Annotated in this window: 22 protein-coding genes; 12 read left to right on the top strand and 10 right to left on the bottom strand. The window is 69.1% G+C overall.

What is annotated here, in order from left to right; genetic code table 11:
* Nucleotides 1-107: 107 nt before the first annotated feature.
* The 5 genes from bchO to C1M51_RS03675 all read right to left on the bottom strand — a co-directional run bounded on the left by bchO (nucleotide 108) and on the right by C1M51_RS03675 (nucleotide 6,725).
* Nucleotides 108-1,010, bottom strand: a complete 903-nt coding sequence (bchO, locus tag C1M51_RS03655) for an alpha/beta fold hydrolase BchO (protein ID WP_129448278.1) — start codon at nucleotides 1,008-1,010, stop codon at nucleotides 108-110.
* A gap of 11 nt (nucleotides 1,011-1,021) precedes the next feature.
* The gene (locus tag C1M51_RS03660) at nucleotides 1,022-2,830 is read right to left on the bottom strand and encodes a magnesium chelatase subunit D (RefSeq protein ID WP_129448279.1); all 1,809 of its coding nucleotides are present in this window, start codon (nucleotides 2,828-2,830) and stop codon (nucleotides 1,022-1,024) included.
* Entirely contained in the window at nucleotides 2,827-3,855 is a 1,029-nt protein-coding gene (gene bchI / locus C1M51_RS03665; protein WP_129448280.1) for a magnesium chelatase ATPase subunit I, read from the bottom strand. Before bchI ends, C1M51_RS03660 begins: the two co-directional genes overlap by 4 nt.
* Before the next feature lie 110 nt (nucleotides 3,856-3,965).
* Nucleotides 3,966-5,576, bottom strand: coding sequence for a methyl-accepting chemotaxis protein (locus C1M51_RS03670; RefSeq protein WP_129448281.1), 1,611 nt, complete (start codon nucleotides 5,574-5,576; stop codon nucleotides 3,966-3,968).
* Between the two features lie 159 nt (nucleotides 5,577-5,735).
* Nucleotides 5,736-6,725, bottom strand: coding sequence for a LysR family transcriptional regulator (locus tag C1M51_RS03675; RefSeq protein WP_129448282.1), 990 nt, complete (start codon nucleotides 6,723-6,725; stop codon nucleotides 5,736-5,738).
* A gap of 164 nt (nucleotides 6,726-6,889) precedes the next feature.
* On the opposite strand from C1M51_RS03675, the gene C1M51_RS03680 reads away from it, so the two are divergent.
* The 12 genes from C1M51_RS03680 (at nucleotide 6,890) to fba (ending at nucleotide 19,451) form a co-directional block, all read left to right on the top strand.
* Nucleotides 6,890-8,356 (top strand): form I ribulose bisphosphate carboxylase large subunit, encoded by a 1,467-nt coding sequence (locus tag C1M51_RS03680; protein WP_129448283.1) that lies wholly within the window; start codon nucleotides 6,890-6,892, stop codon nucleotides 8,354-8,356.
* A 32-nt stretch (nucleotides 8,357-8,388) separates the two neighbouring features.
* On the top strand, nucleotides 8,389-8,808 hold the full coding sequence (locus tag C1M51_RS03685) for a ribulose bisphosphate carboxylase small subunit (RefSeq protein ID WP_129448284.1): 420 nt from the start codon (nucleotides 8,389-8,391) through the stop codon (nucleotides 8,806-8,808).
* Nucleotides 8,809-8,834: 26 nt separating this feature from the next.
* On the top strand, nucleotides 8,835-9,731 hold the full coding sequence (gene cbbX / locus C1M51_RS03690) for a CbbX protein (protein ID WP_129448285.1): 897 nt from the start codon (nucleotides 8,835-8,837) through the stop codon (nucleotides 9,729-9,731).
* Nucleotide 9,732: 1 nt separating this feature from the next.
* Nucleotides 9,733-10,536 carry an HAD-IA family hydrolase gene (locus C1M51_RS03695; RefSeq protein WP_129448286.1) on the top strand — a complete coding sequence of 268 codons (804 nt, stop codon included), beginning with the start codon at nucleotides 9,733-9,735 and terminating at the stop codon, nucleotides 10,534-10,536.
* Nucleotides 10,536-11,240 (top strand): ribulose-phosphate 3-epimerase, encoded by a 705-nt coding sequence (gene rpe / locus C1M51_RS03700; protein WP_129448287.1) that lies wholly within the window; start codon nucleotides 10,536-10,538, stop codon nucleotides 11,238-11,240. The genes C1M51_RS03695 and rpe overlap by 1 nt, the downstream gene beginning before the upstream one ends.
* Nucleotides 11,240-11,929, top strand: coding sequence for an HAD-IA family hydrolase (locus C1M51_RS03705; protein WP_242499958.1), 690 nt, complete (start codon nucleotides 11,240-11,242; stop codon nucleotides 11,927-11,929). Before rpe ends, C1M51_RS03705 begins: the two co-directional genes overlap by 1 nt.
* A gap of 10 nt (nucleotides 11,930-11,939) precedes the next feature.
* Nucleotides 11,940-13,013 (top strand): class 1 fructose-bisphosphatase, encoded by a 1,074-nt coding sequence (locus C1M51_RS03710; RefSeq protein WP_129448289.1) that lies wholly within the window; start codon nucleotides 11,940-11,942, stop codon nucleotides 13,011-13,013.
* Nucleotides 13,014-13,058: 45 nt separating this feature from the next.
* A complete protein-coding gene (locus tag C1M51_RS03715) occupies nucleotides 13,059-13,937 on the top strand; it encodes a phosphoribulokinase (RefSeq protein WP_129448290.1) in 879 nt (292 codons plus the stop codon).
* Nucleotides 13,938-14,007: 70 nt separating this feature from the next.
* Nucleotides 14,008-16,086, top strand: coding sequence for a transketolase (gene tkt, locus C1M51_RS03720; protein ID WP_129448291.1), 2,079 nt, complete (start codon nucleotides 14,008-14,010; stop codon nucleotides 16,084-16,086).
* 51 nt (nucleotides 16,087-16,137) lie between these two features.
* Nucleotides 16,138-17,157, top strand: a complete 1,020-nt coding sequence (gap, locus tag C1M51_RS03725; protein ID WP_129448292.1) for a type I glyceraldehyde-3-phosphate dehydrogenase — start codon at nucleotides 16,138-16,140, stop codon at nucleotides 17,155-17,157.
* A gap of 20 nt (nucleotides 17,158-17,177) precedes the next feature.
* Complete coding sequence (locus C1M51_RS03730) at nucleotides 17,178-18,359, top strand: phosphoglycerate kinase (protein WP_129448293.1); 1,182 nt, start codon at nucleotides 17,178-17,180, stop codon at nucleotides 18,357-18,359.
* A gap of 54 nt (nucleotides 18,360-18,413) precedes the next feature.
* A complete protein-coding gene (fba, locus tag C1M51_RS03735; RefSeq protein WP_129448294.1) occupies nucleotides 18,414-19,451 on the top strand; it encodes a class II fructose-bisphosphate aldolase in 1,038 nt (345 codons plus the stop codon).
* Nucleotides 19,452-19,497: 46 nt separating this feature from the next.
* Here the strand turns inward: fba and C1M51_RS03740 are convergent, their stop codons facing one another.
* The 5 genes from C1M51_RS03740 to C1M51_RS03760 form a co-directional block, all read right to left on the bottom strand.
* Nucleotides 19,498-19,971: a CreA family protein gene (locus C1M51_RS03740; RefSeq protein ID WP_129448295.1), complete on the bottom strand. Its 474-nt coding sequence runs from the start codon at nucleotides 19,969-19,971 to the stop codon at nucleotides 19,498-19,500.
* A 37-nt stretch (nucleotides 19,972-20,008) separates the two neighbouring features.
* Complete coding sequence (locus tag C1M51_RS03745; RefSeq protein WP_129448296.1) at nucleotides 20,009-21,004, bottom strand: HD-GYP domain-containing protein; 996 nt, start codon at nucleotides 21,002-21,004, stop codon at nucleotides 20,009-20,011.
* Nucleotides 21,005-21,091: 87 nt separating this feature from the next.
* A complete protein-coding gene (asd, locus tag C1M51_RS03750; protein WP_129448297.1) occupies nucleotides 21,092-21,943 on the bottom strand; it encodes an archaetidylserine decarboxylase in 852 nt (283 codons plus the stop codon).
* A gap of 74 nt (nucleotides 21,944-22,017) precedes the next feature.
* Entirely contained in the window at nucleotides 22,018-23,394 is a 1,377-nt protein-coding gene (locus C1M51_RS03755; RefSeq protein ID WP_409072618.1) for a sensor histidine kinase, read from the bottom strand.
* Nucleotides 23,395-23,482: 88 nt separating this feature from the next.
* Nucleotides 23,483-25,651 carry a TonB-dependent receptor gene (locus C1M51_RS03760; protein ID WP_129448298.1) on the bottom strand — a complete coding sequence of 723 codons (2,169 nt, stop codon included), beginning with the start codon at nucleotides 25,649-25,651 and terminating at the stop codon, nucleotides 23,483-23,485.
* Between the last annotated feature and the right edge of the window lie 68 nt (nucleotides 25,652-25,719).

Below are 25,719 nucleotides of genomic sequence, written 5' to 3' on the forward strand. Positions count from 1 at the left end.
CAATAGTATGAGTGTCATGTTTATATGACAACCCCGGCGCTTCCCTGCCGCCGCCCGACCCGGTCGACGCACGGCGCCTGCCGTCGGTGACCAGGGAGCCCGACGGCTCAGCCGTCCTGACGGACGACGCGCTGCTCGCGCGCGACCCGCAGCACCCGTTCGGCCACCTCCGCGGGCCGCTCCTCGTGCGCCAGATGCCCGAGCCCAGGCAGGTCGATGCGCTGTGCCGACGGCAGCAGCGCCTGCACGCGCCGCGCGTGATCGGGCGGGATCGTGCGGTCGTTGCCGGCGGCCACCAGCGTCAGCGCGGGCCGCAGCCGGGGCAGATCCCGCTGCATCGGCTTGAGGTCCCAATGCGCCATCATGCCCAGCGCGGCGGCGGCATGCCCCGGGCTGCGCACCAGCCGGCCATAGAGCGCCACGCCCTCGGCATCGAGCGTCGAGCCGGTGCCGTCGATCAGCCGCTGGACGACCGAGGCGTCGCCGGCGCGCCAGGCGAAAAGCTGCGGCACCAGCGGCGTCATCGCCATCAGCTTGGCCGCTGGAGAGAACAGTTGGCCGGCCAACCCGCCCAGCGGCAGGAAGGCCCCGTTGAGGCTGACCAGTGCGGCCGGCGCCATGTGCTCGTCGAGGCACATGCGGGCCGCGATCGCAGCGCCTGCCGAATGGCCGATCGCAAGCCGCGGCGGACTGTCGAGCGCGGCCAGCAAGGCGCCGACCGCCTGCGCCATGCCCGGCAGCGACAGCTGCCAGGCCGGCGGCATGTCGGTAAAACCATGTCCCGGGAGATCGCAGCTCAGCACGCTGAAGTCCGCGGCCAGCAACGGCGCCAGACCGCGCCACGAATGGGAGGACGACCCGGTACCGTGGAGCAGCAGCACGGCGGGCCGGTGCGCCGCGCCGAAGCGCTGCACATGCCAGCGCAGCCCGCCGGCCTGGACGAAGCGGCTCGCCTCACGGTGCGGCCAATCGAGGCCGTCGCGCTCCCAGACCAGGCGGTCGCCAGCCACCGCGCCGTCCGTCAGCGCGGCGCCGCGGGCGCCGTGGCGAGCCGGACCGCCTGCGACAGCTCGGCCGCGCCCGCATGCGGCAGCGGCAGGTAGGCGGCACCCATCTGCGCGGCGAGCTGGCGCGCCGTGGCTTGCGGCTGCGGCGAGGTGTCGAGCAGCAGCGCCGTGACGCCGGCCGCCTGCAGTTGCCGCGCCGCGGCCAGCGCGTCTTCGCCGGCGCGGGTGCGGCCGGGTTCGCCGTCGCGCGCGATGTTGGCGCGGCCATCGGTCAGCAGCACGACGACCGGCGTCTCGCCGCGCCGGCGCACCGCCTCGGCCAATGCCAGAGCCGCCTCGATGCCGGCCGCCAGCGGCGTGCCGCCGCCGCCCGGCAGGCCGGCCAGGCTGCGCTTGGCGCGCACCAGCGAGCGCGTCGGCGGCAGCAGCAACTCGGCCTTCGAGCCCCGGAAGGCCAGCACCGCCACGTTGTCACGGCGCACGTAGCAGTCGGCCAGCAGCAGTTCGACCGCACCCTTGGCCTCGGCCAATCGGTGCAGTGCTGCAGAGCCGGAGGCGTCGACGGCGAAGATGGTGGTGGTCTCGCTGCGTTGCTTGAAGCGCGTGACGTGGAAATCCTCTCGGCGCACCTGGATGCGCGCGCCGGCACCGGTGGTGCCGGCTTGCCGCAGCCGCTGCCACGGCGCCGCCGCACGCAGCGTCTCGATCACGTTCAGGCGCGCGCCGGTGCGCGGCTCGCCGCGCCGCGCACCGACCGGCCGGCCGCGCAGCCCGCTCGGCTGCAACGCGCCGGCGCGGCCGGCGCCCTTGGCGCGCAGTTGGGCGGCCTGGCCGAGCGCGAGTGCCGCCAGCAGGCCGGGCGGCAGTGCCGCCCGCGCGGCCTCGAGCACGAGCTCGTCGAGGTCGGCAGGCCGTTCGTCCGTGTCGCCGTCCTGCTGTTCGGCCGATGCATCGCCATCGCCGTCGACTGCCGTCGCCGGCTCGGCTTCGGCCCCCGGAGCGTCTTCCTGCTCAGGCACCGCCGTCGCCGGCAACCGGGTGGCGCGCGGGGCCAGCACAAGCCGCGCAGCGAGCGCCGCATCGCCTTCGCTCACAGCGCAGCGGCCGTCGAGCGCGGCGGCGGCACGCGCGACCCGCAGTGCCAGCACGGGCGCGCGCAGCGATGCGATGCCGAGCGCCAGCGCGGCCGCGCACAGGGCCTGCACGATGTCGTCGTCGACCTCGACCCGAGGCAGCAGCTCACGAGCCGCGAGCACGTCATCGCGCCGCCAGCGAGCTGCCGCCAACGCCTCGTCGCGCGCGCTCGCGGTATCGAGGGCCACATGGAAGGCCAGCCGATCCAGCAGTGCCGGGGGCACCCGCTCGTCAGTGTCCATGCTTTCGTCCAGCGCGACGATGCCCAGTCGCGCGGGGAGCCGGCGCGCGAGGCCCTCGCGCTCCATCGCGACCACCTGGGTGTCGAGCACCGCCGCCAGCCGCGCCGCGCCGGCTGCACCCAGCCGCTCGGCCATGGCCAGCAGCACCACGCCACCGTCGGCCTCGGCGAGCACGCCGCGTTGCGCGACCGGCCGCCCGGCCCGCAGCGTGGCGGCCAGATCGAGGCCGCCGAGCAGGCGCTCGTCGCCGATGTGCAGCGGCACGCGGCGCAGCGGTGCAGCGGCCGGCAGCAGATCGCGCAGCAGGGCCAGCCAGCGATCGCGCGCGCCACCCGCCAGCGAACGCAGCGACACGCCGGCCGTGCCGACCGGATCGACCGCGAACAGCGCCGCGACGTAGGCCGCCTCGGCCCAGCGCTCGAGCGCTGCAGCGCCCACGTCGTTCACGGCCCGAACAACTCCGCGACGGCGCGGTCGACCCGCACGGAGGAGCCGGCATCATCAAGCGGGTTGCGGCGCAGCCGGTGCCGCAGCGCGGGCGGCGCCACATGCTTCAGGTGCGCATCGGTCACCTCGGCATCGCCTTGCAGCGCCGCCAGCGCGCGCGCTGCGCGGATCAGCGTGAGCTCGCCGCGCAGGCCGTCGGTGCCGAGCGCCATGCACAGCTGCGCGGCACGCTCGAGCATCGCATCGGGCACACGCACGCCGTCGAGCCGGGATCGTCCGGCCACGAGCCGCCGGCGCGTGCGCTCGTCCTCCTTCTTCCACCGCTCGGTGAAGGCGTCCGGGTCGCGCTCGAAGGCGTCGCGGCGCCGCACGACTTCGACGCGCTCGGCCAGCCCCTCGGGCGTCCGGACCTCGACCGACAGGCCGAAGCGGTCGAGCAGCTGCGGCCTCAGTTCGCCCTCCTCCGGGTTGCCGCTGCCGACCAGCACGAAGCGCGCCGGATGGCGCACGCTCAGACCCTCGCGCTCGACGACGTTCTCGCCGGAGGCCGCCACGTCGATCAACAGGTCGACGAGGTGGTCCTCGAGCAGGTTGACCTCGTCCACGTAGAGGAAGCCGCGGTTCGCACGCGCCAGCAGGCCGGGCTCGAAGGCCTTGACGCCCTGCGACAGCGCGCGCTCCAGGTCCAGAGCACCGACGACGCGGTCCTCGGTGGCACCGAGGGGCAGGTCGACCACCGGCACCGGCACCAGGACGGACTTGCGCGCCGCGCCTGCCGCCCGCCCCGGCGCCCCGCAGGCCTCGCAGACCGACGGCGCCGCGGGATCGCAGCCATACGGACATCCCGCGACGACGCGCATCTTCGGCAGCAGGGCTGCCAGGGCGCGCACCGCGGTGGACTTGCCGGTGCCGCGATCACCGAAGACGAGAACGCCACCGATGCGCCAGTCGACGGCAGCCAGCAGGATCGCCAGCTTCATCTCGTCCTGACCCACGATCGCCGAGAAGGGGAACTGCACTGCCATGTCGTCGAACATCCGGGAGAGACGGTCATTCGACGGTAGCAGAAGGCGCGCGGCCGCGAACCTGCTGAAAGCGCGCAGCCGGCGCGCCGCGGGCCGGCGCTACGTCGGCCTCAGTCGGAGCTCCACACGCCCAGCGCCGCCTGCAGGCGCTGGGCCTCGCGGATCGCCTCGGCACTCGACGCGGCGCTGGCACGCGCGAGCTCGGCGTTCTGGTGCGTGGTCGCGTCCAGCGTCTGCAGCCTTGTATTGATGTGCTCGACGCCGGCACATTGCTCCTGCGCAGCGAGGCTGATCTGCGAGACCATCGCGCTGACCTCCTTCACCTGCTGCGCGACGCCGTTGATGCGCGTGCCGACCTGGGCCGCCAGCTTCTCGCCGGCACCGGTCTGCTGCTGGGATTCGTCGACCAGGTGCTTGATCTCCTTGGCCGCGGCGCCGCTGCGCTGCGCCAGCGTGCGCACCTCGCCGGCAATGATGTTGAAGGTGCGGCCCTGTTCGCCGGCACGGCTGGCGGCGGCGGCGGCGTTGAGCGCCAGGATGCCGGTCTGCAGCGCGATCTCGTCGATGACGTGGCTGATCTCGCCGATGCGCCGGCTGCACGCGGTGATGTCGTGCATGGCGGTGTGCATGGCGGCGGCAGCGGCGCAGGTCTGGTCGGCTTCGTCGGAGGCCTGGTGCGCCGACCGGCTGGCCTGGGTGGCCGCATCGGTGTTGCGCTGACTCAGCGCATCGATGTCGGCGGTGCTGCGCGTCACGGCCTGCACGTCGTCGGCCTGGCTCGCCGAGCGCTCGGCGAGGCGGCTCGCGCCGTCGGCCAACTCGTCGACCACCGAGGCCACCTCGGCGGCGTGGAGCCGCGCATCACCGAGTACAGCGGTCATCTTGGCCACCATCTGCCCGAGCGCGAGATTCAGCTCGAGCAGTTCGCCGGCCGTGCGCGTGTCGTCGAACTGCCGCGTGATGTCGCCGCCGGCGATGGCCATCGCGGCATCGAGCGATTGGCGCAGCGGCGCGACCACGCGCTGCAGGAAATACACCGCCACCGCGATCGATGCCACCAGTCCGATCGATCCGCCGACCAGCGCCCAGACGCGCCAGCCACCGGTCAGTGCCATCGGCACGGACAGGGCGTCGGGCAGCAGCGCGCTCGCGAGCAGCACGCTGAACAGCAACGCCAGGATCGCGGCGGTACCCTGCATCCGCCACTGCACCGGCAGGTCCAGCGGGTTCTTCACGGCCCTGACGAGCGCGCGCCAGCCGGTCTCGACGATGCGCCCGGCGCGCAGCACGTAATGCGCGCCGGCGCCGGCCTGCCAGAGGCCGTAGACCTGCTCCGCCTGGCGGACCTCGGCGTCCTCGGGGGAGCACTGCACCGACGTGAAGCCGACGGTCTGCCGGTCCTTGAACATCGGGATGATGTTGGCCTTGACCCAGAAGGCGTCGCCGGAGCTGCTGCGGTTCTTGACGAGCCCTGTCCAGGGCCTTCCGGCATGGAGGGCCGCCCACATGTCTGCGAACACCTTCGATGGCATGTCGGGATGCCGCACGATGCTGTGCGGTGCACCGAGCACCTGTTCCATCGCGTAACCGCAGGTCTGCAGGAAGGCCTTGTTCGCGAAGCTGATCGCGCCCTGCAGGTCCGTGGTGGTGATCAGCGGCGCCTGCTGCACTGCCGAGACGATGTCGTCGGCACCGCCCTGCTGGATGGGTCTGTGGTTCACGCTGTCTCCGTCCGCGCCTTGCGCTGTTGTGGGGTCCGCCTCCCGTCGACAGACGGGGCCGGGTCGCGGTAGCCCTCACGCAAGCTTCGAACCCGTCGGCGTCACGGTCAGCGAGCGCGGCGAACGGCCGGCCGACTTTCGGCACGGCACGCAGAGTGATCAGTCCGTTACCAGCGCCGCTCGGTCCGGGCGCGGTCGCCGGCCCGCCACCCGAGGCTTGGGCTCGACCGAAGTCTGCAACTGGGCCTGGATGAGACGCTGCCCCTGCGCCGTCAGGAACTGCTCGAATGCCACCGCCACCTGCGGCAGCTGTCGCGACGCCAGGTGCAGCACGAACCACTCACGCTCGACCGGGTTGTTGTCCAGCGGCAGCAGTTGCAGCAGGTCGGCGTCGAGCTCGAGCCGGCAGGTGTGCAAGGACAGGAAGGCCACGCCGAAGCCCGCCACGCACATCTGCTTGATGGCCTCGTTGCTCGACAGCTCGGAGCCGATGCGCAAGGTGATGGCCTCGTCCTTGAACAGGCGCTCCAGCGTCGTGCGGGTGCCGGAGCCGCGCTCGCGTGCCAGCAGGCTGGCACCTTCCAGATCGGCCAGCGTCAGCCTGCGCTGCGCCATCAACGGGTGACGCGGCGATGCGATGAAGGCCATCGGGTGCTTGGCAAAGGCCGTCGCCACGGTCTTCAGCTCGCCGGGCGGGCGGCCCATGATCACCAGGTCGACCTCCTGGGCAGCGAGCATCCGCACGATCTCGTCGCGGTTCCCGACGCGCAGCTTGACCTTCACGTTGGGGTGCTCGTTCGCGAAGCTCACCAGCAGCGGCGGCAGCAGGTATTCGGCGGTCGTCACGGCACCGACGCGCAGCGTGCCCGAAAACACGCCGCGCAGCGTGGCCATCTCGTCGCCGACGTCGCGCCACAGGTCGAGGATGCGGCCCGCATAGGACGCCATCAGGTCGCCTGCCGGCGTGAGGCGCACACCGCGGCCCTCGCGCTGCAGCAGCGGCGTCCCGGCCGATTCCTCCAGCAGCTTGAGCTGGATCGAGACCGCGGGCTGGGTCAGGTAGAGCTCGCTCGCGGCGCGCGACACGCTGCCCAGCCGAGCGACGGCATGGAAGGCCGAAAGCTGGCGCAGCGTCGCGTTCTTAAGCATTAGCAAACACCAATGTTTTGCTGAACATAATTAATTTTTATATGTGAAGACAGCTTCGTATATTCATGTCCATCAACGGTTTGGCAGGTCATTGCAAGGCCTGTACCGCCAAGCCCTTGCATGCAGAACCGCCAACCAAACCGCCATCGAGCAAGGAGAGTGCCGTGGGCAAGATGAACGAACCAACGCAGATCACCGACACCAAGAAGCGCTACGCCGCCGGTGTCCTGAAGTACGCCCAGATGGGCTACTGGAACGGCGACTACGTGCCGAAGGACACCGACATCCTGGCGCTGTTCCGCATCACGCCGCAGGACGGTGTCGACCCCATCGAGGCCGCCGCCGCGGTGGCCGGCGAGTCCAGCACCGCGACCTGGACCGTCGTGTGGACCGACCGCCTGACCGCCTGCGACATGTACCGCGCCAAGGCCTACAAGGTCGAGCCGGTGCCCAACACCCCGGGGCAGTACTTCTGCTATGTCGCCTACGACCTGAGCCTGTTCGAGGAAGGCTCGATCGCCAACGTGACGGCATCGATCATCGGCAACGTCTTCAGCTTCAAGCCGCTGAAGGCCGCGCGTCTGGAGGACATGAAGTTCCCGGTCTCCTACGTGAAGACCTTCGCCGGCCCGCCGACCGGCATCGTGGTCGAGCGCGAGCGCCTGGACAAGTTCGGCCGCCCGCTGCTGGGCGCCACCACCAAGCCCAAGCTGGGCCTGTCGGGCCGCAACTACGGCCGCGTGGTCTACGAGGGCCTGAAGGGCGGCCTCGACTTCATGAAGGACGACGAGAACATCAACTCGCAGCCCTTCATGCACTGGCGTGACCGCTTCCTGTTCGTGATGGACGCGGTGAACAAGGCCAGCGCCGCGACCGGCGAGGTCAAGGGCAGCTACCTGAACGTCACCGCCGGCACGATGGAGGAGATGTACCGCCGCGCCGAGTTCGCCAAGGAACTGGGCTCCGTGATCATCATGATCGACCTGGTGATCGGCTACACCGCCATCCAGAGCATGAGCAACTGGTGTCGGCAGAACGACATGGTGCTGCACCTGCACCGCGCCGGCCACGGCACCTACACGCGCCAGAAGAACCACGGCGTGAGCTTCCGCGTGATCGCCAAGTGGATGCGCATGGCCGGTGTCGACCACATCCACGCCGGGACGGCCGTCGGCAAGCTCGAGGGCGACCCGATGACGGTGCAGGGCTACTACAACGTCTGCCGCGACACGCACACCAAGGTCGACCTGCCGCGCGGCATCTTCTTCGACCAGGACTGGGGCGCGCTGAAGAAGGTGATGCCCGTGGCCTCGGGCGGCATCCACGCCGGCCAGATGCACCAGCTGATCGACCTGTTCGGTGACGATGTGGTGCTGCAGTTCGGCGGCGGCACGATCGGCCACCCGCAGGGCATCCAGGCCGGCGCCACCGCCAACCGCGTCGCGCTCGAAGCCATGGTGCTGGCGCGCAACGAAGGCCGCGACATCAAGAACGAAGGTCCGCAGATCCTGCGCGATGCCGCCAAGAGCTGCACGCCGCTGGCCGCCGCACTCGATACCTGGGGCGACATCACCTTCAACTACACGCCCACCGACACGTCGGACTACGTGCCCACGCCGTCGGTCGCCTGAGCACGACCTCCCCGCACATCCTGGAGTACCCCATGCGCATCACACAAGGCACCTTCTCCTTCCTGCCCGACCTGAGCGACGAGCAGATCAGCCGTCAGGTCAGCTACTGCCTCGACAAGGGCTGGGCCATCGGCCTCGAATACACCGACGACCCGCATCCCCGCAACACCTACTGGGAGATGTTCGGCAACCCGATGTTCGACGTGCAGGACGCCGCCGGCGTCATGCTCGAAGTCAAGAGCTGCCGCAAGACCTTCCCGAACCACTACATCCGCCTCACCGCGTTCGACTCGTCGCACGGCACCGAGTCGGTGGTGCTGTCCTTCATCATCAACCGTCCCAGCGAGGAACCGGGCTTCCGCCTGATCCGTACCGAGGAGCCGGGCCGCACGCTGCGCTACAGCATGGAGAGCTACGCCGTCCAGGGCGCGGCGGAAGGCGCACGCTACTGATCGCGCCGCGCACCGAGATCGCCGCCATGGACGAGACCTCCTCTTCCGCCCCCTCCCCGCGTGCGCTGTTCGAAGCCTCGGGCGTGCGCACGCTGCTCGAGCAGCTCGATGCCGAGCTCGTCGGTCTGGCGCCGGTCAAGGGGCGCATCCGCGACATCGCAGCGCTGCTGGTGATCGACAAGCTGCGGCAGCAACAGGGGCTGCAGTCGCAGCCCCCTTCGCTGCACATGTGCTTCACCGGCAACCCCGGTACCGGCAAGACGACGGTGGCGATGCGCATGGCCACGGTGCTGAAGCAACTGGGTTACGTGCGCAAGGGCCATCTCGTCGCGGTGACGCGCGACGACCTGGTGGGCCAGTTCATCGGCCACACCGCACCCAAGACCAAGGAAGTGCTGAAGAAGGCGATGGGCGGTGTGCTGTTCATCGACGAGGCCTACTACCTGTACCGCCCCGAGAACGAACGCGACTACGGCCAGGAAGCGATCGAGATCCTGCTGCAGACGATGGAGAACCACCGCGACGACTTGGTGGTGATCCTCGCTGGCTACAAGGACCGGATGGACACCTTCTTCGGCAGCAATCCGGGGATGGCCTCGCGCATCGCGCACCACATCGACTTCCCCGACTACAGCGAGTCGGAGCTCATGCAGATCGCAACGCTGATGCTGCAGGGCCTGAACTACCGCTTCGACGACGAAGCCGAGCCGGCCTTCGCACGCTATGTCGGCCTGCGGCGCCAGCAGCCGCATTTCGCCAACGCCCGCTCGGTGCGCAACGCGCTCGACCGCATCCGGCTGCGCCATGCCACCCGTCTGTTCGACGATGACAGCGCGCTGACGCGCGATCAGCTCTGCACGCTGCAGGCGCAAGACATCCTGGCCAGCCGCGTGTTCGAGACGGCCAGCCTCGAAGGAGACTGACATGGGCATCGACGCGCTCATCTTCGATGTGGACGGCACCCTCGCCGACACCGAGGAGGCCCACCGCGTGGCCTTCAACCTGGCGTTCGATCGCTACGGTCTGGGCTGGAGCTGGAGCCGCACCGAGTACCGCGGCCTGCTCGACGTCACCGGCGGCAAGGAGCGCATCACCAGCTACATCCAGTCGCTGCCGATCGCACCGACCGACCGGCGCCGCCTGCTGGAGCTGGTGCCGCACCTCCACCGCGAGAAGACGCGCTTCTACAGCTCGATGGTGAACGACGGCGGCATCGTGCTGCGCGACGGCGTGGCGCGACTGCTCGAAGAATCCCTGCATGCCGGTCGGCGTCTCGCGATCGCCAGCACCACCAGTGCGGTCAATGTCGACGCCCTGCTGCAATCGACCCTCGGTGCTCGCGGACTGGAGATGTTCAGTGTGATCGCCTGTGGCGACCAGGTGAAGCAGAAGAAGCCCGCCCCCGACATCTACCAGCTCGCGCTGCGAACGCTCGGCCTCACGGCCGACCGCGCCGTGGCGTTCGAGGATTCGTCCAACGGCCTGCGCTCCGCCGTCGCGGCCGGCCTGTGGACCGTGATCACACCGACCTTCTGGACCGAAGGCAGCGATTTCACCAGCGCCGGCCTGGTGTTGCCGCGCCTCGGCGACCCCGAGAAGCCCCTGAGCGACGAACCCGGTCGTCAGCTGAAGCGGTCTGCCTGGCTGGGCTTCGACGAACTGTGCGCACTGGCCCGCCCCCCTGCACCGCTGGACAGCGTCCAGGCCCTTTATCGGGGAATCGCCTGATGAGCGCCATCCGCATCGCGCCCAGCCTGCTGTCGGCCGACTTCGCCCGCCTCGGTGACGAGGTCCGGTCCGTCATCGAGGCCGGGGCCGACCTGATTCATTTCGACGTGATGGACAACCATTACGTGCCGAACCTGACCATCGGCCCGCTGGTGTGCCAGGCCATCAAGCCGCACGCCACGGTGCCGATCGACGTGCACCTGATGGTCAAGCCCGTCGATGCGCTGATCCCGATGTTCGCGCAGGCCGGCGCCGACATCATCTCCTTCCATCCCGAGGCGAGCGAGCATGTCGACCGCACGATCCAGCTGATCCGTTCGCACGGCATCAAGGCGGGTCTGGTGCTGAACCCGGCCACGCCCTTGAACGTGCTGGATCACGTTCTGGATCAGCTCGATCTGGTGCTGCTGATGTCGGTCAACCCCGGCTTCGGCGGCCAGAGCTTCATCGAGGGCACGCTGCCGAAGATCGAAGCGGTGCGCCGGCTGATCGATCGCAGCGGCCGCGATGTGTGGCTCGAGGTCGACGGCGGCGTGAAGGTCGACAACGCCCAGCGTGTCGGCGCCGCCGGGGCCGACACGCTGGTCGCCGGCTCGGCAGTGTTCAACAGCGCCAGCTACGCCCAGGCGATCGCCGGCATCCGCGACAACGCCCGCCTGGGGCAACGCGCATCGAACCGCATCGCGGGCCACGGGGCAGCATGATGAACTTCGACGCCATCGCCTTCGACCTCGACGGCACGCTGGTCGACAGCGCACCCGACATCGCGCACGCGCTGAATGCCGGCCTGGACGAGGTGCGCCTGCAGCGCTTCGATCTCGCCCGCGTGCGCGGCTGGATCGGCGACGGCCCGGACGCGCTCATCGCACGAGCGATGAATGCGCAGGACCTCGACGCGGTCAGCACCGCGCTGCTGACGCCGCGCGTGCGCGCCGCATTCGATCGCGCCACGCTCGCGGCACCGCTGCAGCACGGCCAGGTCTACGGCGGCATCGCCGAACTGCTGGGGCAGCTCAAGCCGCTCCGACCACTCGCCGTCGTGACCAACAAGCCGACCCGGCTCGCCCGTGCCGTTCTGCAGGCCGCCGGGCTGCTGGACTGCTTCGCCACCGTGCACGGCGCCGACACGAAGGCGCAACGCAAGCCTTCGCCGCTGCTGCTGGAGAACGCGGCAGACCAGCTCGGCGTCTCGACGGGTCGCCTGCTGATGGTGGGCGACAGCATCCTCGATCTTCGAGCGGCCCACGCGGCGGGCGCGCAGGCCGCATTGGTGCAGTGGGGCTACGGCCACCTGACCGTGCCCGAGACCCTCGACGCCTGGCGCGTGGCGACGCCGGCGCAGCTGGCGGTCCGACTGCACCTGCAGTCCACCCCCTGCGCCCAGAACACCTAAGGAGACCGTCATGCCCACTGGAGGAAAGTCCACCCTCACGCAATTCCTCATCGAGGAACGGCGCAAGCACCCCGCCGCGACCGGCGAGCTCAATGCACTGATCACCGATGTGTCGCTCGCCTGCAAGGCGATCTCGCGCAAGGTGGCGTTCGGCGGACTGGCCGGCGTGCTGGGCAGCGCCGGCTCCGGCAACGTGCAGGGCGAGGAGCAGAAGACGCTCGATGTGCTGAGCAACACGATGTTCCTGCGTGCCACCGAATGGGGCGGACACGTGGCCGGTATGGTGTCCGAGGAGCTGGAAGCGCCGTACACGCTGCCGCCGCAGTACGCCCGGGGCAAGTACCTGCTGATGTTCGATCCCCTGGACGGTTCGTCGAACATCGACGTCAACGTCACTGTCGGCAGCATCTTCGCGATCCACCGTGCGCCGCAGCCGCGCCAGGACCCCCAACCGCAGGACTACCTGCAGCCGGGCACGACGATGGTCTGCGGCGGCTACGCGATCTACGGGCCGTCCACGATGCTGGTGCTGACGCTGGGCAATGGCACGCACGCCTTCACGCTCGACCCGCAGCTCGGCGAGTGGGTGCTGAGCCACCCGAACCTGCGCATCCCCGAGAAGACCCGCGAGTTCGCGATCAACGCGTCAAACAGCCGCTTCTGGGAGCCGGCCGTCAAGCGCTACGTCGACGAGTGCCTGGCCGGCAGCACCGGCCCGCGCGGGGCCGACTTCAACATGCGCTGGATCGCGTCGCTGGTCGCCGAGACCCACCGCATTCTGATGCGCGGCGGTGTCTTCCTCTACCCGCGCGACAGCAAGGACCCGAACAAGGCCGGCCGACTGCGCCTGCTTTACGAGGCCAACCCGATCTCCTTCCTGATCGAGCAGGCGGGCGGCATGGCGAGCACGGGCCGCAAGCGCCTGCTGGAGGTGCAGCCGGAAGACATCCATCAGCGCATCGGCTTCGTGTTCGGCTCGACCGAGGAGGTGGCCCGCATCGAGGCCTACCACCGCGACGAACCTCCGACCCCCTACAACTCGCCGCTGTTCGGCAAGCGCGGCCTGTTCGCGGAAGCCGGCTGACACGGCTCTCGCCGCCCGTTCTTCTCCCTCTTCATAGGCGCAGCCATGTCCGCATCGCATCCCATCATCGCCATCACCGGCTCGTCGGGTGCCGGCACCACGTCGGTGACCCGCACCTTCGAGAACATCTTCCGCCGCGAAAGCATCCGCTCCGTCATCATCGAGGGCGACAGCTTCCACCGCTATGACCGCAAGGCGATGAAGGCGGCAATGGCGGAACACGAGACCGCCGGCAACCCGCACTTCAGCCACTTCGGCGAAGACGCCAACCTGTTCGCCGAGCTCGAGCAGCTGTTCCGCGGCTACGGCGAGTCCGGCACGGGCCAGGCGCGCAAGTATCTGCACAACGCCGAGGAGGCAGCCCCCTACAAGCAAGAGCCCGGCACTTTCACCCCCTGGGAGACGCTGCCGGAAAGCGAACTGCTGTTCTACGAGGGTCTGCATGGCGGGGTGAAGACCGACAAGGTCGACATCGCCCGGCATGCCGACCTGCTGATCGGCGTAGTGCCGGTCATCAACCTCGAATGGATCCAGAAGCTGCACCGCGACCGCAACGCGCGCGGCTACTCGACCGAGGCCGTCACCGACGTGATCCTGCGTCGCATGCACGAGTACGTGCACTACATCTGCCCGCAGTTCACGCGCACCCACATCAACTTCCAGCGCGTGCCGGTGGTCGACACCTCCGACCCGTTCATCGCCCGCACCATCCCGACGGCGGACGAGAGCCTGGTCGTGATCCGCTTCGCCGACCCCCGCGGCTTCGACTTCCCCTACTTGCTGAGCATGCTGCACGACTCCTTCATGTCGCGCGCCAACACGCTGGTGGTGCCCGGCGGAAAGATGGAGCTGGCGATGCAGCTGATCTTCACGCCGATGGTGATGCGCCTGATCGAGCGGCGCAAGAAGCGGCTCGCGGCCTGATCACAGCGTGGCGCATCGTGCCGCCCCGCCGTCGGCGCGACCTCCAAGAACCTCACCCCCTGGCCCCCCCATGAACGCGACCCCCGACACCCTGGCCCTGCGCAGCCAATGCGCCAATGCCATCCGCGCCCTCGCGATGGACGCCGTGCAGGCGGCCAATTCCGGCCATCCCGGCATGCCGATGGGCATGGCCGATATCGCCGAGTCGCTCTGGCGTCACCACCTGAAGCACGATCCGGCCGATCCGAAGTGGATCGACCGCGACCGCTTCGTCGTCTCGAACGGGCATGGCTCGATGCTGCTGTACGCGCTGCTGCACCTGAGCGGCTACGACCTGCCGATCGACGAACTCAAGCGCTTCCGGCAGCTGCACTCGCGCACGCCGGGCCACCCCGAGATCGACGTCACGCCCGGCGTCGAAACCACCACCGGCCCGCTGGGCCAGGGGATCAGCAATGCCGTCGGCATGGCACTGGCCGAGAAGCTGCTGGCCGACGAGTTCAACCGCCCGGGCCATGCGGTGATCGATCACCGGACCTACGTCTTCCTCGGCGACGGCTGCCTGATGGAAGGCATCAGCCACGAGGCCTGTTCGCTGGCCGGCACCTGGCAGCTGAACAAGCTGGTCGCCTTCTACGACGACAACGGCATCTCGATCGACGGCGACGTGAAGGGCTGGTTCTCCGATGACACGCCGGGCCGCTTCGAGGCCTATGGCTGGAAGGTGCTGCGGGATGTCGACGGACACGACTTCGCGGCGCTCGACCACGCCATCGCGCAGGCCCAGGCCTCCGACAAGCCCGTGATGGTGTGCTGCAAGACGCGCATCGGCCAGGGTTCGCCGAATCGCGCCGGCACCGCCAAGGCTCACGGCGAGGCACTGGGCGAGGCCGAGATCGCGCTGACGCGCCAGGCGCTGGGCTGGACGGCGGCGCCGTTCGAGATCCCCGAAGCGATCGAGCAGGCCTGGTCGGCGCTGGAGCCCGGCGCCCGCCGGCGGCGCGACTGGAACGACCGATTCGGCGCCTATGCGAAGGCCTATCCCGAACTGGCCGCGGAACTGCTGCGCAGGCTGTCCGCGACGCCTGCACTCGACCACAGGACCGAGGCCGCACTGGCGTCGGCGATCGACGGCGCGGAGGCCCGGCATGCCGCTGTGGCCACCCGAAAGGCCTCGCAAGACGTGCTGCAGGAGGTGGGACCGGCCATGCCCGAGCTACTGGGCGGCTCGGCCGACCTGACCGGCTCCAATCTCACGGACTGGAAGGGCCATCGCCCGCTCAAGGGCCGCGGTACCGGCAACCACGTGCACTACGGCGTGCGCGAGTTCGGCATGGCCGCCATCATGAACGGCGTGGCGCTGCACGGCGGCTACCGGCCGTTCGGTGGCACGTTCCTGACCTTTGCCGACTATGCGCGCAACGCCATCCGCATGTCGGCGCTGATGCACCTGCCGGTCGTCTACGTCTTCACGCACGATTCCATCGGTCTCGGCGAAGACGGCCCGACCCATCAGCCGATCGAGCATGCGTCGAGCCTGCGGCTGATCCCCAACGTCGACGTCTGGCGCCCGGCCGACGCGACCGAGACGGCCGTCGCGTGGCGCCAGTCGCTGCGGCGCGACGACGGCCCCAGCTGCCTGCTGCTGTCGCGCCAGGCCCTGCCACACGGCGGTGACGGGCGCGAACGCATCGAGAACATCGCACGCGGCGCCTACGTGCTGCGACGCCCGGAGGGCGAGCGCGTCGCGCTGCTGGCGAGCGGCTCGGAGATCGGCATCGCACTGCAGGCCGCCGCGCTGCTGGCGGCTGACGGCATCCCCGCGCGCGTGGTGTCGGTGCCCTGCCTCGACGCCTTCGATCGCCAGGACGCCGCCTACCGCAGCACGGTGATCCCGCGTCACCTGCCGCGTCTGGCGATCGAGGCTGGCAGCACCGGCCTGTGGTGGAAGTACGTGGGCGAGCACGGCGATGTGATCGGTCTCGATCGCTTCGGCGAATCGGCGCCGGCCGCGCAGCTGTTCAAGCTGTTCGGCCTCACGGCCGAGGCCGCCGCCGAGCGCGCGCGACAGCTGGTCCGTCCACAAGGAACCGCCGCGGCCGACAGCGAGTTCGGCACCGAACTGAACGCCGTGCTGTCGTCGAACTGAGCCGTTCCCAACCTTCTCTTCCCTCTACTTCCACTTCACGAAGAGGCTGCCTTGACCACACGCATCGCCATCAACGGCTACGGCCGCATCGGCCGCAACGTTCTCCGCGCACTGTTCGAATCCCGGCGCGCAGGCGCAGCACGCGACATCGAGATCGTCGCAATCAACGACCTGGGCAATGCCCAGACCAACGCCCACCTGACCCGCTTCGACACCGTGCACGGCCGCTTCGGCCTGCCAGTCAGCCATGAGGGATCGGACCTGGTGGTGGATGGGCATCGCATCCACGTCAGCTCGATCCGCAGCCCCGCCGAACTGCCCTGGAAGCAGCACGGCATCGACATCGTCATGGAGTGCACCGGGCTCTTCACCAGCAAGGCCAAGGCCGGAGCTCACCTGGCCGCCGGGGCGAAGAAGGTGCTGATCAGCGCGCCCGGTGGCGCCGACGTGGATGCGACCGTCGTCTACGGCGTCAACCATGGCGTGCTGCAGGCCGGACACACCGTGGTGTCGAACGCATCCTGCACCACCAACTGCCTGGCACCCGTGGCCAAGGTGCTCAACGACGGGATCGGCATCGCCAACGGCCTGATGACCACGGTGCACAGCTACACCAACGATCAGGTGCTGACCGACGTGTACCACGAGGACCTGCGCCGCGCGCGCAGCGCCACGCAGTCGATGATCCCCACCAAGACCGGCGCCGCCGCCGCGGTGGGCCTGGTGCTGCCGGAGCTGGCGGGTCGACTCGACGGCTTCGCGGTGCGTGTGCCGACCATCAACGTCTCGCTGGTCGATCTGGTGTTCACCGCCCAGCGCGACACCAGCGTCGACGAGGTCAACGCGCTGATGAAGACGGCCGCGGCCACGGGCCCGCTGGCCGGCGTGCTGGGCTACACCGACGAGCCACTGGTGTCGATGGACTTCAACCATGACGCGCGCTCCAGCGTGTTCGACGCGAGCTGCACCAAGGTCTCGGGCCGGCTCGTGAAGGTCTGCGCCTGGTACGACAACGAGTGGGGCTTCAGCAACCGCATGCTCGACACCGCCCTGGCGATGGCCCGGGCCTGAAGGCGAACGCGGAGCGCGACATGGCCTTCATGACCCTGGACCAGATCAACCTGCGCGGCCAGCGGGTGTTCATCCGCTGCGACTTCAACGTGCCGCTCGATGCCGCCGGCCGCATCACCGACGACACCCGCATCCGCGCCAGCATCCCGGGCATCCGCCACGCGCTGGCCCAGGGCGCGCGCGTCATGCTGACCTCGCACCTCGGTCGCCCCGGAGAGGGGGCGCTGACGCCGGCCGACTCGCTCGCACCGGTGGCCCGCCGTGTCGGTGAACTGCTCGACCGCGAGGTGCCGCTGCTCGGCGACTGGCTCGCACGGCCTTTCGACGTCGCGCCCGGGCAGGCCGTGATGCTGGAGAACTGCCGCGCCAATGTGGGCGAGAAGGCCAACTCGCGCGAGCTGGCGCAGCGCATGGCCGAACTGTGCGATGTCTACGTGAACGATGCCTTCGGCACCGCCCACCGCGCCGAGGCCACCACGGAAGCCCTGGCGCGCGTTGCCCCGGTGGCCTGCGCCGGACCGCTGATGGCGTCGGAGCTGAATGCGCTCGGGCGCGCACTGGCTCGGCCGGCCCGGCCACTGGCGGCCATCGTCGGAGGTTCGAAAGTGTCGACCAAGCTGTCGGTGCTGAAGTCGCTGGCCGAACAGGTCGAGTTGCTGGTGGTCGGTGGCGGCATGGCCAACACCTTCCTGCTGGCCGCCGGGCAGAAGGTAGGCAGGTCGCTGTGCGAGCCGGACATGGCCGAGATGGCCGCGCAGGTGGCCTCGACGCTCGCCGCGCGCGGCGCCGAGCTCTTCATGCCGATCGACGTGGTGACCGCCACCGAGTTCTCCGAGCACGCCATCCCGGCGATCAAGGCGCTGAGCGAGATCGGGCCCGACGATCTGATCCTCGACTTCGGACCCCGGTCGATGCAGGCCCTCGTCGAGCGACTGGCGCCCTGCAAGACCATCGTGTGGAACGGCCCGCTGGGCGTGTTCGAGATCGAGCAGTTCTCCTATGGCACCCGTACGCTCGCCACCGCCATCGCCGGATCGCAGGCCTTCTCGATCGCCGGCGGCGGTGACACCGTCGCCGCGATCAACCACTTCGACGTGGCCAAGGACATCGACTACGTCTCCACCGCCGGCGGTGCCTTCCTCGAGTTCCTCGAGGGCAGTACGCTGCCCGCTGTGAAGGCGCTCCAGGACCGCGCCGCCTGAGGCCACGTCCCGCCCCTTCCCGATCCTGACGAACCCCGCAACCGGAGCCGACCCATGGCCATGATTTCCCTGAGACAGCTGCTCGACCACGCCGCCGAGCACGGTTATGGCGTACCCGCCTTCAACGTGAACAACCTGGAGCAGATCCAGGCCATCATGCAGGCCGCCCAGAAAACCGACAGCCCGGTGATCCTGCAGGCCTCTGCCGGCGCACGCAAGTACGCCGGCGAGCCCTTCCTGCGCAAGATGGTCGAGGCCGCCGCCGAGATGTACCCTGACATCCCCATCGTGCTGCACCAGGACCACGGCGCCAGCCCGGCTGTGTGCATCCAGTCGATCCGCTCCGGCTTCACCAGCGTGATGATGGACGGATCGCTGCTCGAGGACGCCAAGACGCCGGCCAGCTACGAGTACAACGTCGACGTGACGCGCCGCGTGGTCGACATGGCGCATGCGATCGGCGTGTCCGTCGAAGGCGAACTCGGCTGCCTGGGCTCGCTCGAGTCCGGCACGGCCGGCGAGGAAGACGGCGTGGGCGCCGAAGGCGTGCTGACCCACGAGCAGATGCTGACCGACCCGGAGCAGGCGGCCGACTTCGTGGCCAAGACGGGTGTCGATGCGCTGGCCATCGCCATCGGCACCAGCCACGGCGCGTACAAGTTCAGCCGCAAGCCGACCGGCGACATCCTCGCGATCGACCGCATCAAGGCGATCCACGCGCGCATTCCCAACACGCACCTGGTGATGCACGGCTCGTCGTCGGTGCCGCAGGAATGGCTGGCGATCATCCGCGAGCACGGCGGCGACATCAAGGAGACCTACGGCGTGCCGGTCGAGGAGATCCAGGAAGGCATCCGCTTCGGTGTGCGCAAGGTCAACATCGACACCGACATCCGGCTGGCGATGACTGGTGCGATGCGCCGCGCGATGGGCAAGGACCGCAGCGAGTTCGATCCACGCAAGTTCCTGAAGGACGCCACCGCCGCGGCGCGCGACGTGTGCGTCGACCGCTTCCAGGCCTTCGGCTGCGCCGGCATGGCCTCGAAGATCAAGCCGGTGTCGCTGGAAGCCGGCGCGAAGCGCTACGCCTGAGCTGAATCGGCTCGCGCCGTCACGGGGTGCCCTGGGCACCCCGTTTTCATTTGATCGGGATGGTCAGCGCCCGGTCGATCGGCACGGCGGTGACGCTGTTCTGCGGCGAACCCTCGATCACCCGATCGGAATAGGTCAGGTAGACCAGGGTGTTGCGCGCCCGATCGACCATGCGCACCACGTGCAGGCGCTTGAACACCAGCGACTGGCGTTCGCTGAACATCTCTTCCTGCTCCGGCAGGGGCTTCAGGAAGCTGATGGCGCCGGTCTGCCGGCAGGCGATCGAGGCCTCCGCCTTGTCCTCGGCCAGGCCGACGGCTCCCTTGATGCCGCCGGTCTTGGCGCGCGAGACGTAGCAGGTCACGCCAGCGACCTTGGGGTCGTCGTAGGCATCGACCACGATCTTGTGGTCGGGACCGATCAGCTTGAACACGGTATCGACCTCGCCGACCTGCTGCGAGCTCGCGATCGCCGTCACACCGAGCCCCGCGGCCAGCAGCAGGAAGGTCCTCGTTCTCATCGCTCTCTCCTGACGGCGCACAGCGGCCGCCCTGGTTTCACAGGCGGTCGGACACGCCCACGCGCACCGGCGGCACCGGTCCGCGGACTTCGGCCGGCCGCACGATACCTGCCACGGCATGACTGCGATCGGCCGTGTCACGCGGTGTGGCCACGGCCAGCGGCCGGCCGTCCCGGCCGACGAGACTGGCCACGACTGGCTCGTTCGCCTTGACGCCGCGCCGCGTGACGACGGCCACCTCACCGCTGGCCAGCTTGACGTAGCTGCCGGGCGGGTACATGCCGAGCGACTTGATGACGGCCGACCCCACCACATCGGGCCGCCCGTCCGGCCCCAGGCAGGCCGCACGCGCCGCCAGGGTGGCCGGCATCCCGGCCCGGAATCGGCGCGAACTCATCTTGGCGGTGAAGACGTCGACGCGACGCACCACGCTGGCCAGGCGCTGGGTCGGGCTGAGCGCCGCGAAGCCGGTTTCCGGCGGCGGATCGGTGTGGTGCAGTTCGACGATCTCGAGCCAGACCGGATCCTGCACACCGACCTGCCGCAGCAACTGGGCCCCGGCCTGCGCATGACCGTCGATGACGCGCCGCTGGTCCAGCGTCGGAGTGCGCTCGCGATGGATCAGCTCGTTCTGCAGCTCCATCATGCTGAGGTTCATTGTCAGCGTCGCGAGCGCGGCGGATTGGCGCTCGGCATCCCCGACGTTCAGATGGTGGAGGCACAGGTCGACCACCACCGCGCAGAACAGCGCGTGCTGGCTGCTGTAGTGATCCTGCACCCGCTGCGCGCTCTGCACCTGCAGGTAGAGCGCCATGTCGGCGTCGCGCTCGACCAGTGCCCGGATGCGCCGGCCGACACCATCGATCAGCGAGACCCACGCTCCTTCCTGGCCAGGCGCCCGCAACAGCGTGAGCAACTGGTGGTGGATCGCGGTCAGGTCGGACGGCAGCGCAGCCTGCGAGGGGGACACCGGATCGTCGCCGGCTGCCGCACTGGGCTCGGCAGGCTCCGGGTAAGGGGTCAGCGAGTTCAATCGGGGAATCTCCGGTGTGTCACGCTCAGCGTCCACCCGCAAATGTAACCGTGCCGATCACTCGTACATCAGTCGAACCTCATTCCCCTACAGACGCGAGGCGAACGCCATCGCCTCGCCCAGGCGCACCGCCCGTCCGGGTGTCCAGGCCGGATCGAAGCGGACCGAACCCCGTGGAAACAGGGCCACGACGGTCGACCCCAGCAGGAACCGCCCCATCTCCTCACCCTGCCGCAACCGCAGTTCGCGGTCGGCATAGCGCCACTCGCGCAGCCGGCCGCTGCGCGGGGGATTCACCTGGCCGTGCCAGACCGTGGCCATGCTGCCGACGATGGTCGCCCCCACGAGCACCAGCACGAAGGTCCCCAGCGGTCCGTCGAACTCGCAGACCACCCGCTCGTTGCGCGCGAACAGCCCCGGAACACCACGCGCGGTGACCGGGTTGACCGAAAACAGGTCCCCCGGCACGTGGACCATGCGCAGCAGCCGGCCGTCGCAGGGCATGTGGATGCGGTGGTAGTCGCGCGGGCTGAGATACAGCGTGGCGAACTGTCCGTCCTGGAAGCGCGCCGCCAGCTCCGCGTCGCCACCGACCAACGCGCGGGTCGAATAGTGGTGCCCCTTGGCCTGGAAGATCTGGTCACGCTCGATCGCGCCGAACTGGCTGATCGCGCCGTCGACCGGGCACACCAGTTCGGCCGGCGCCAGCGGGCGGGCGCCGGGGCGCAGCGCCCGGGTGAAGAAGTCGTTGAAGCTGGTATAGCGGGCGATGTCGGGCTCGGCCGCCTGGCTCATGTCGACCCGGTACTTGCGGACGAAGCGACGGATGATGGCGGTCGTGACGCCGCCCCAGCGCCCCGAGGCCACGAAGCCGGCAAACACCGTCAGCGCCCGCTGGGGCACCAGGTACTGCAGCAACACGGAAAGTCGTTCGGACACAGGCAACGGCAAGGAGCGGAGAGGCGCAGCAGTGTAGCGAGCGCCGAGCCGCGTCCGCAGCACCATCGGCTCGGTCATTCCGTCAGCGGAAGCTCCAGCGTGAACTCGGCGCCCCCGTCCGGGTGGTTGCGCGCACTCAGCGTACCGCCGTGCTGCTCGACGATGCCGTAGCTGATCGACAGACCCAGGCCCGTGCCCTTGCCCACCGGCTTGGTGGTGAAGAAGGGGTCGAAGATGCGCGTCAGGTGCTCGGGCGGGATGCCGGGGCCGTTGTCGCGCAGGCGCAGGCGGACCCGCGAGCCGTCCTGCTCGGTGTCGATCCACAGCACCGGACTCTCGCCAGCACGGCTGGCCGCGGCGTCGCAGGCGTTCTGCAGCAGGTTCATCAGCACCTGCTGCAGTTGCCCTGCGCTGCCGGTCACCATGCAGGGCGGGCCCGGCGTCCACTTCATCTCGAAGCTGGGCGCGGTGCCCTTGCTGACCCAGTGGATCGCCCGTTCGATCACGTCGTTCAGCGGCACCGGCGCGCGGGCCTCCGGGTCCATCGCCGAGAAGCGCTTCAGACCGTTGACGATGTCGGCGGTGCGTTGCGCACCCTCGAGCGTGCCCTCGATCAGCGACGGCAGGTCGTTCAGCAGGTGCTCGATGCGCAGCTTGCTGCGCATCTCGGCGAGCCGGGCCGGCGGCTCGCCCGCATGCACCGCCTCCAGGTAGGTTCGCAGCCGGTCGCTGTAGCGACTGAGCGCATGGACGTTGCCGAGCACGAAGCTGATCGGGTTGTTCAGCTCGTGCGCCACGCCGGCCACCAGCCGGCCCAGCGAGGCCATCTTCTCGGAGTGGAGCAGTTGCTGCTGCGCGCGCTTGAGCGCCTCGTGAGCGGCGCGCAGCTCGTGGAAGGCCCGCTTGATCTCGGCCGTCGGCCGGCCGACAAACACCGTGCCGACGCGCCGGCCGTTCGGCGCGATGCGCGGCGTGCAGTTGGCGTCGACCGGCACGCTCTGCCCCTGCGCATCGAGCAGGTTCAATTCGACGGCCTCGCCCTGCCGTGACGGCGTCGCGTTGGCCAGCACCTGACGCACGCTTTCGCCGCTGGTCTCGTCGGCCAGCAGGTCGTGGAACAGCATGCCGCGCAGCGTGGCATCGCTGCGACCGACCAGCTCGCGCAGAGCGGCATTGGTCTCTTCGATCACGCCGTGTTCATCGCACACCAGCAGCACGTCCGACATGGCGGACAGCACGCTGAAGATGAACTGCTGGGATTGCTCGAGCTCGGTGTTCTTCTGCTCGAGCTCGATCTCGTCGAGCACCAGCTGCGAATACACCTCGTCCATCTTCTGGATGACGTCCATCCAGGTCGATTCGTCGACGCCCTCGATCTGGCCGGGCTGCCCCGCGTCGGTGGCAGCCTGCGGGGCACTCAGCGAGGGACGGGGGGGCAGGGAGCGGACCATCGAGACAGGGGCGCGAGCAATTGAATATCCATTTGAGCACGATGCATGCCCAGCGACGCCCCCCATGTCCGCACCGCCGGCCGATGGGTCAGAAGTTGGCCGTCAGCGTCATGCGCAGACTGCGTGGTTCGACGGGGTGGAAATGGATGTCGTCCACGCCGCCTGCCGGTTCGCCCTGCAGGCGGGACGGGTAGTAGTAGTCGATGTCGCTGGCCTTGCGGTCGAACAGGTTGAAGACATCCAGCGCGAGCTTCACGTCCGTGCTGACCTTGTAGCCGACACGCAGGTAGGCCAGGGTCGTGGCACTCGATCGCACGCTGTTGTCCTCGATCAACGGCCGGGGCCCGAAATAGCGCAACTGGAACTGCCCGAACCAGGGCCCCAGGTCGGTCACGGTCACACCCAGCGAAGCGACCCGGTTCACCGCGCCCGGGATGTGGTTGCCGACCGTCGGATCGGGATCGTCCTCGCTGAAACGCGCCCGCGAGGCCGCGAGATCCAGATCGAACAGCAGCCAGGGTCGAACCACGTAATGGTTGTTCCATTCGATGCCGTAGCGCTTGCTGGCCCGGTTGGGCTCGGTCTCGCCGGCATCACCGACGAACAGCAGTTCGGAGTCCAGCTTCAGGTGCCAGAGCGCCAGAGAACTCTGCAGGCCCGGCACGAGTTCGGTGCGGAGGCCGAGTTCCCCGCCCTTGGAACGAACCAGCGGGTCGACCGCCTGGACGGCCACGGTCGGATCCTTGGCCGCGACCTTGGCGGTCGCACCGCGCGCGTCGTTGCTGTGATAGCCGTAGCCGTAGTTCGCGAAGTACTCGGTCTTGCTCCAGGGGCCGAAGATCAGCGACAGCTTGGGCGACGCGATGCTGTCGTTCTTCTTGCCGCTGTTCTGGGGAATCGAGCTGTCCACGTCGAACGCGAACCGATCGAACCGCAAGCCCGCCACGCTGCGCAACCAGGGCAGCCATTGCGTGGCGTTCTCGCCGTAGACCCCGACGCTGGTCTCGCGAACGCGTGACTCCTGGGTGGTGCTGACGCGCTGCCGCGCCACGTTGCCGTACAGGCCCACGGGATCGAGCCGGTCGTGCCGGACCTGTGCCCCGAGGGTGTTGATCACCTCGCGGCCCCCGAAGCTCGTGTTCCAGCTCCGGCTGGTGTTCAGGCCGACCACCTTGCGGCGTTCCGCCTGCTCGAACTGGTCACCGTTCGCCACGGTCGGGTCGAGGTCCACCGGGTTCTCGAGGAAGAAGGTGAAGTTGGAGAACAGGTTCAAGCGCGACTGGATGGCATAGGCGCTGAACTTGAAGCTGCCGTCGTCGAGCTTGTGCGTCAGGTCATAGGAGAGGCTGTAGCGCGATGTTTCGCCGCCATCGGTGGGATCGAGCGCGCCGAAGCGCCCGATCAGGCCCTGGTCGACGGCACGCTTCGGAATCTGGTCGGTGGAACTCCACTTGGCCGAATAGCCCATCGCGGTGATCACGGACCGCGTCTGGGCGTCGCCGAAGCTGTAGCGCAACACACCGTTCAGGCGGCGGAAGTTCTCGGGGTTGTCCCAGGGCCCGTCGTTGTGCCCGGCCTCCAGCGCGTAGAGCAACTGCCCATCGCCCATGGCGCCGGAGTTCGCCAGCAGGCCCCTGCGGTAGCCGTTCTCGCCGAAGGTGATCGAGCCGATCCCCCTGGGCAGCGTGTCGACCAGGCGGATGTGCGCCGCGCCGGCCGAGGCGAAATCGCCCTCCTCCGCGTAATAGGGCCCCTTGCGGTAGTTGATGCGATCGACCAGCTCCGGGATCAGCCAGTTGAGATCGCTGTAGCCGTGACCATGGGCATGCGTGGGCATGTTGACCGGCATCGCGTCGACGAAGGTCGCGAAGTCGGTACCGTGGTCGAGATTGAAGCCCCGCAGGTAGTACTGGTTGGCCTTGCCGTCCCCGCTGTGCTGCGACACGATGATGCCCGGCACGAACTCGAGCACCTCGGCCGGCCGCAGCGTCGGGCGGTTCTCGATCAGCTTGGCCGTGACGGTGCCCTGGCTCGCCGCGTCCGAACTGCCGATCGAGTTGTTGTAGTGGCCCTGCACGACGACCGGCTCGAGTTGGGTCGGCGGGGCCGTCGGCGTTGGCGTCTGTGCCGCGGCGCCGGCGCTCAGCGCCGCCAGGGAGAGGGCCCGCAGCACCGGATTGAACGGCCATTGCCGATCGGAGGCCCCCGAAGCGGGGCGGCCACCGCGAGTCTCCCGGACGATTCTGGTTTCATGCATGGTCCTGTCTCCGTTCTTGCTGCTGGAGGAAGCATCCAGCTCATTGCCAACCGAGACCGTTCGGCGCC

Origin of the sequence: Methylibium sp. Pch-M, assembly GCF_004136295.1 — a bacterium.
Taxonomy (GTDB): Bacteria; Pseudomonadota; Gammaproteobacteria; order Burkholderiales; family Burkholderiaceae_C; genus Methylibium; species Methylibium petroleiphilum.

Coding starts and splice junctions, on each gene's coding strand:
- bchI (WP_129448280.1), bottom strand. CDS start 3,855: ATGGCAGTGCAGTTCCCCTTCTCGGCGATCGTGGGTCAGGACGAGATG.
- C1M51_RS03675 (WP_129448282.1), bottom strand. CDS start 6,725: ATGCTTAAGAACGCGACGCTGCGCCAGCTTTCGGCCTTCCATGCCGTC.
- C1M51_RS03685 (WP_129448284.1), top strand. CDS start 8,389: ATGCGCATCACACAAGGCACCTTCTCCTTCCTGCCCGACCTGAGCGAC.
- cbbX (WP_129448285.1), top strand. CDS start 8,835: ATGGACGAGACCTCCTCTTCCGCCCCCTCCCCGCGTGCGCTGTTCGAA.
- C1M51_RS03695 (WP_129448286.1), top strand. CDS start 9,733: ATGGGCATCGACGCGCTCATCTTCGATGTGGACGGCACCCTCGCCGAC.
- rpe (WP_129448287.1), top strand. CDS start 10,536: ATGAGCGCCATCCGCATCGCGCCCAGCCTGCTGTCGGCCGACTTCGCC.
- C1M51_RS03705 (WP_242499958.1), top strand. CDS start 11,240: ATGAACTTCGACGCCATCGCCTTCGACCTCGACGGCACGCTGGTCGAC.
- C1M51_RS03710 (WP_129448289.1), top strand. CDS start 11,940: ATGCCCACTGGAGGAAAGTCCACCCTCACGCAATTCCTCATCGAGGAA.
- C1M51_RS03715 (WP_129448290.1), top strand. CDS start 13,059: ATGTCCGCATCGCATCCCATCATCGCCATCACCGGCTCGTCGGGTGCC.
- tkt (WP_129448291.1), top strand. CDS start 14,008: ATGAACGCGACCCCCGACACCCTGGCCCTGCGCAGCCAATGCGCCAAT.
- C1M51_RS03730 (WP_129448293.1), top strand. CDS start 17,178: ATGGCCTTCATGACCCTGGACCAGATCAACCTGCGCGGCCAGCGGGTG.
- fba (WP_129448294.1), top strand. CDS start 18,414: ATGGCCATGATTTCCCTGAGACAGCTGCTCGACCACGCCGCCGAGCAC.
- C1M51_RS03740 (WP_129448295.1), bottom strand. CDS start 19,971: ATGAGAACGAGGACCTTCCTGCTGCTGGCCGCGGGGCTCGGTGTGACG.
- C1M51_RS03755 (WP_409072618.1), bottom strand. CDS start 23,394: ATGGTCCGCTCCCTGCCCCCCCGTCCCTCGCTGAGTGCCCCGCAGGCT.
- C1M51_RS03760 (WP_129448298.1), bottom strand. CDS start 25,651: ATGCATGAAACCAGAATCGTCCGGGAGACTCGCGGTGGCCGCCCCGCT.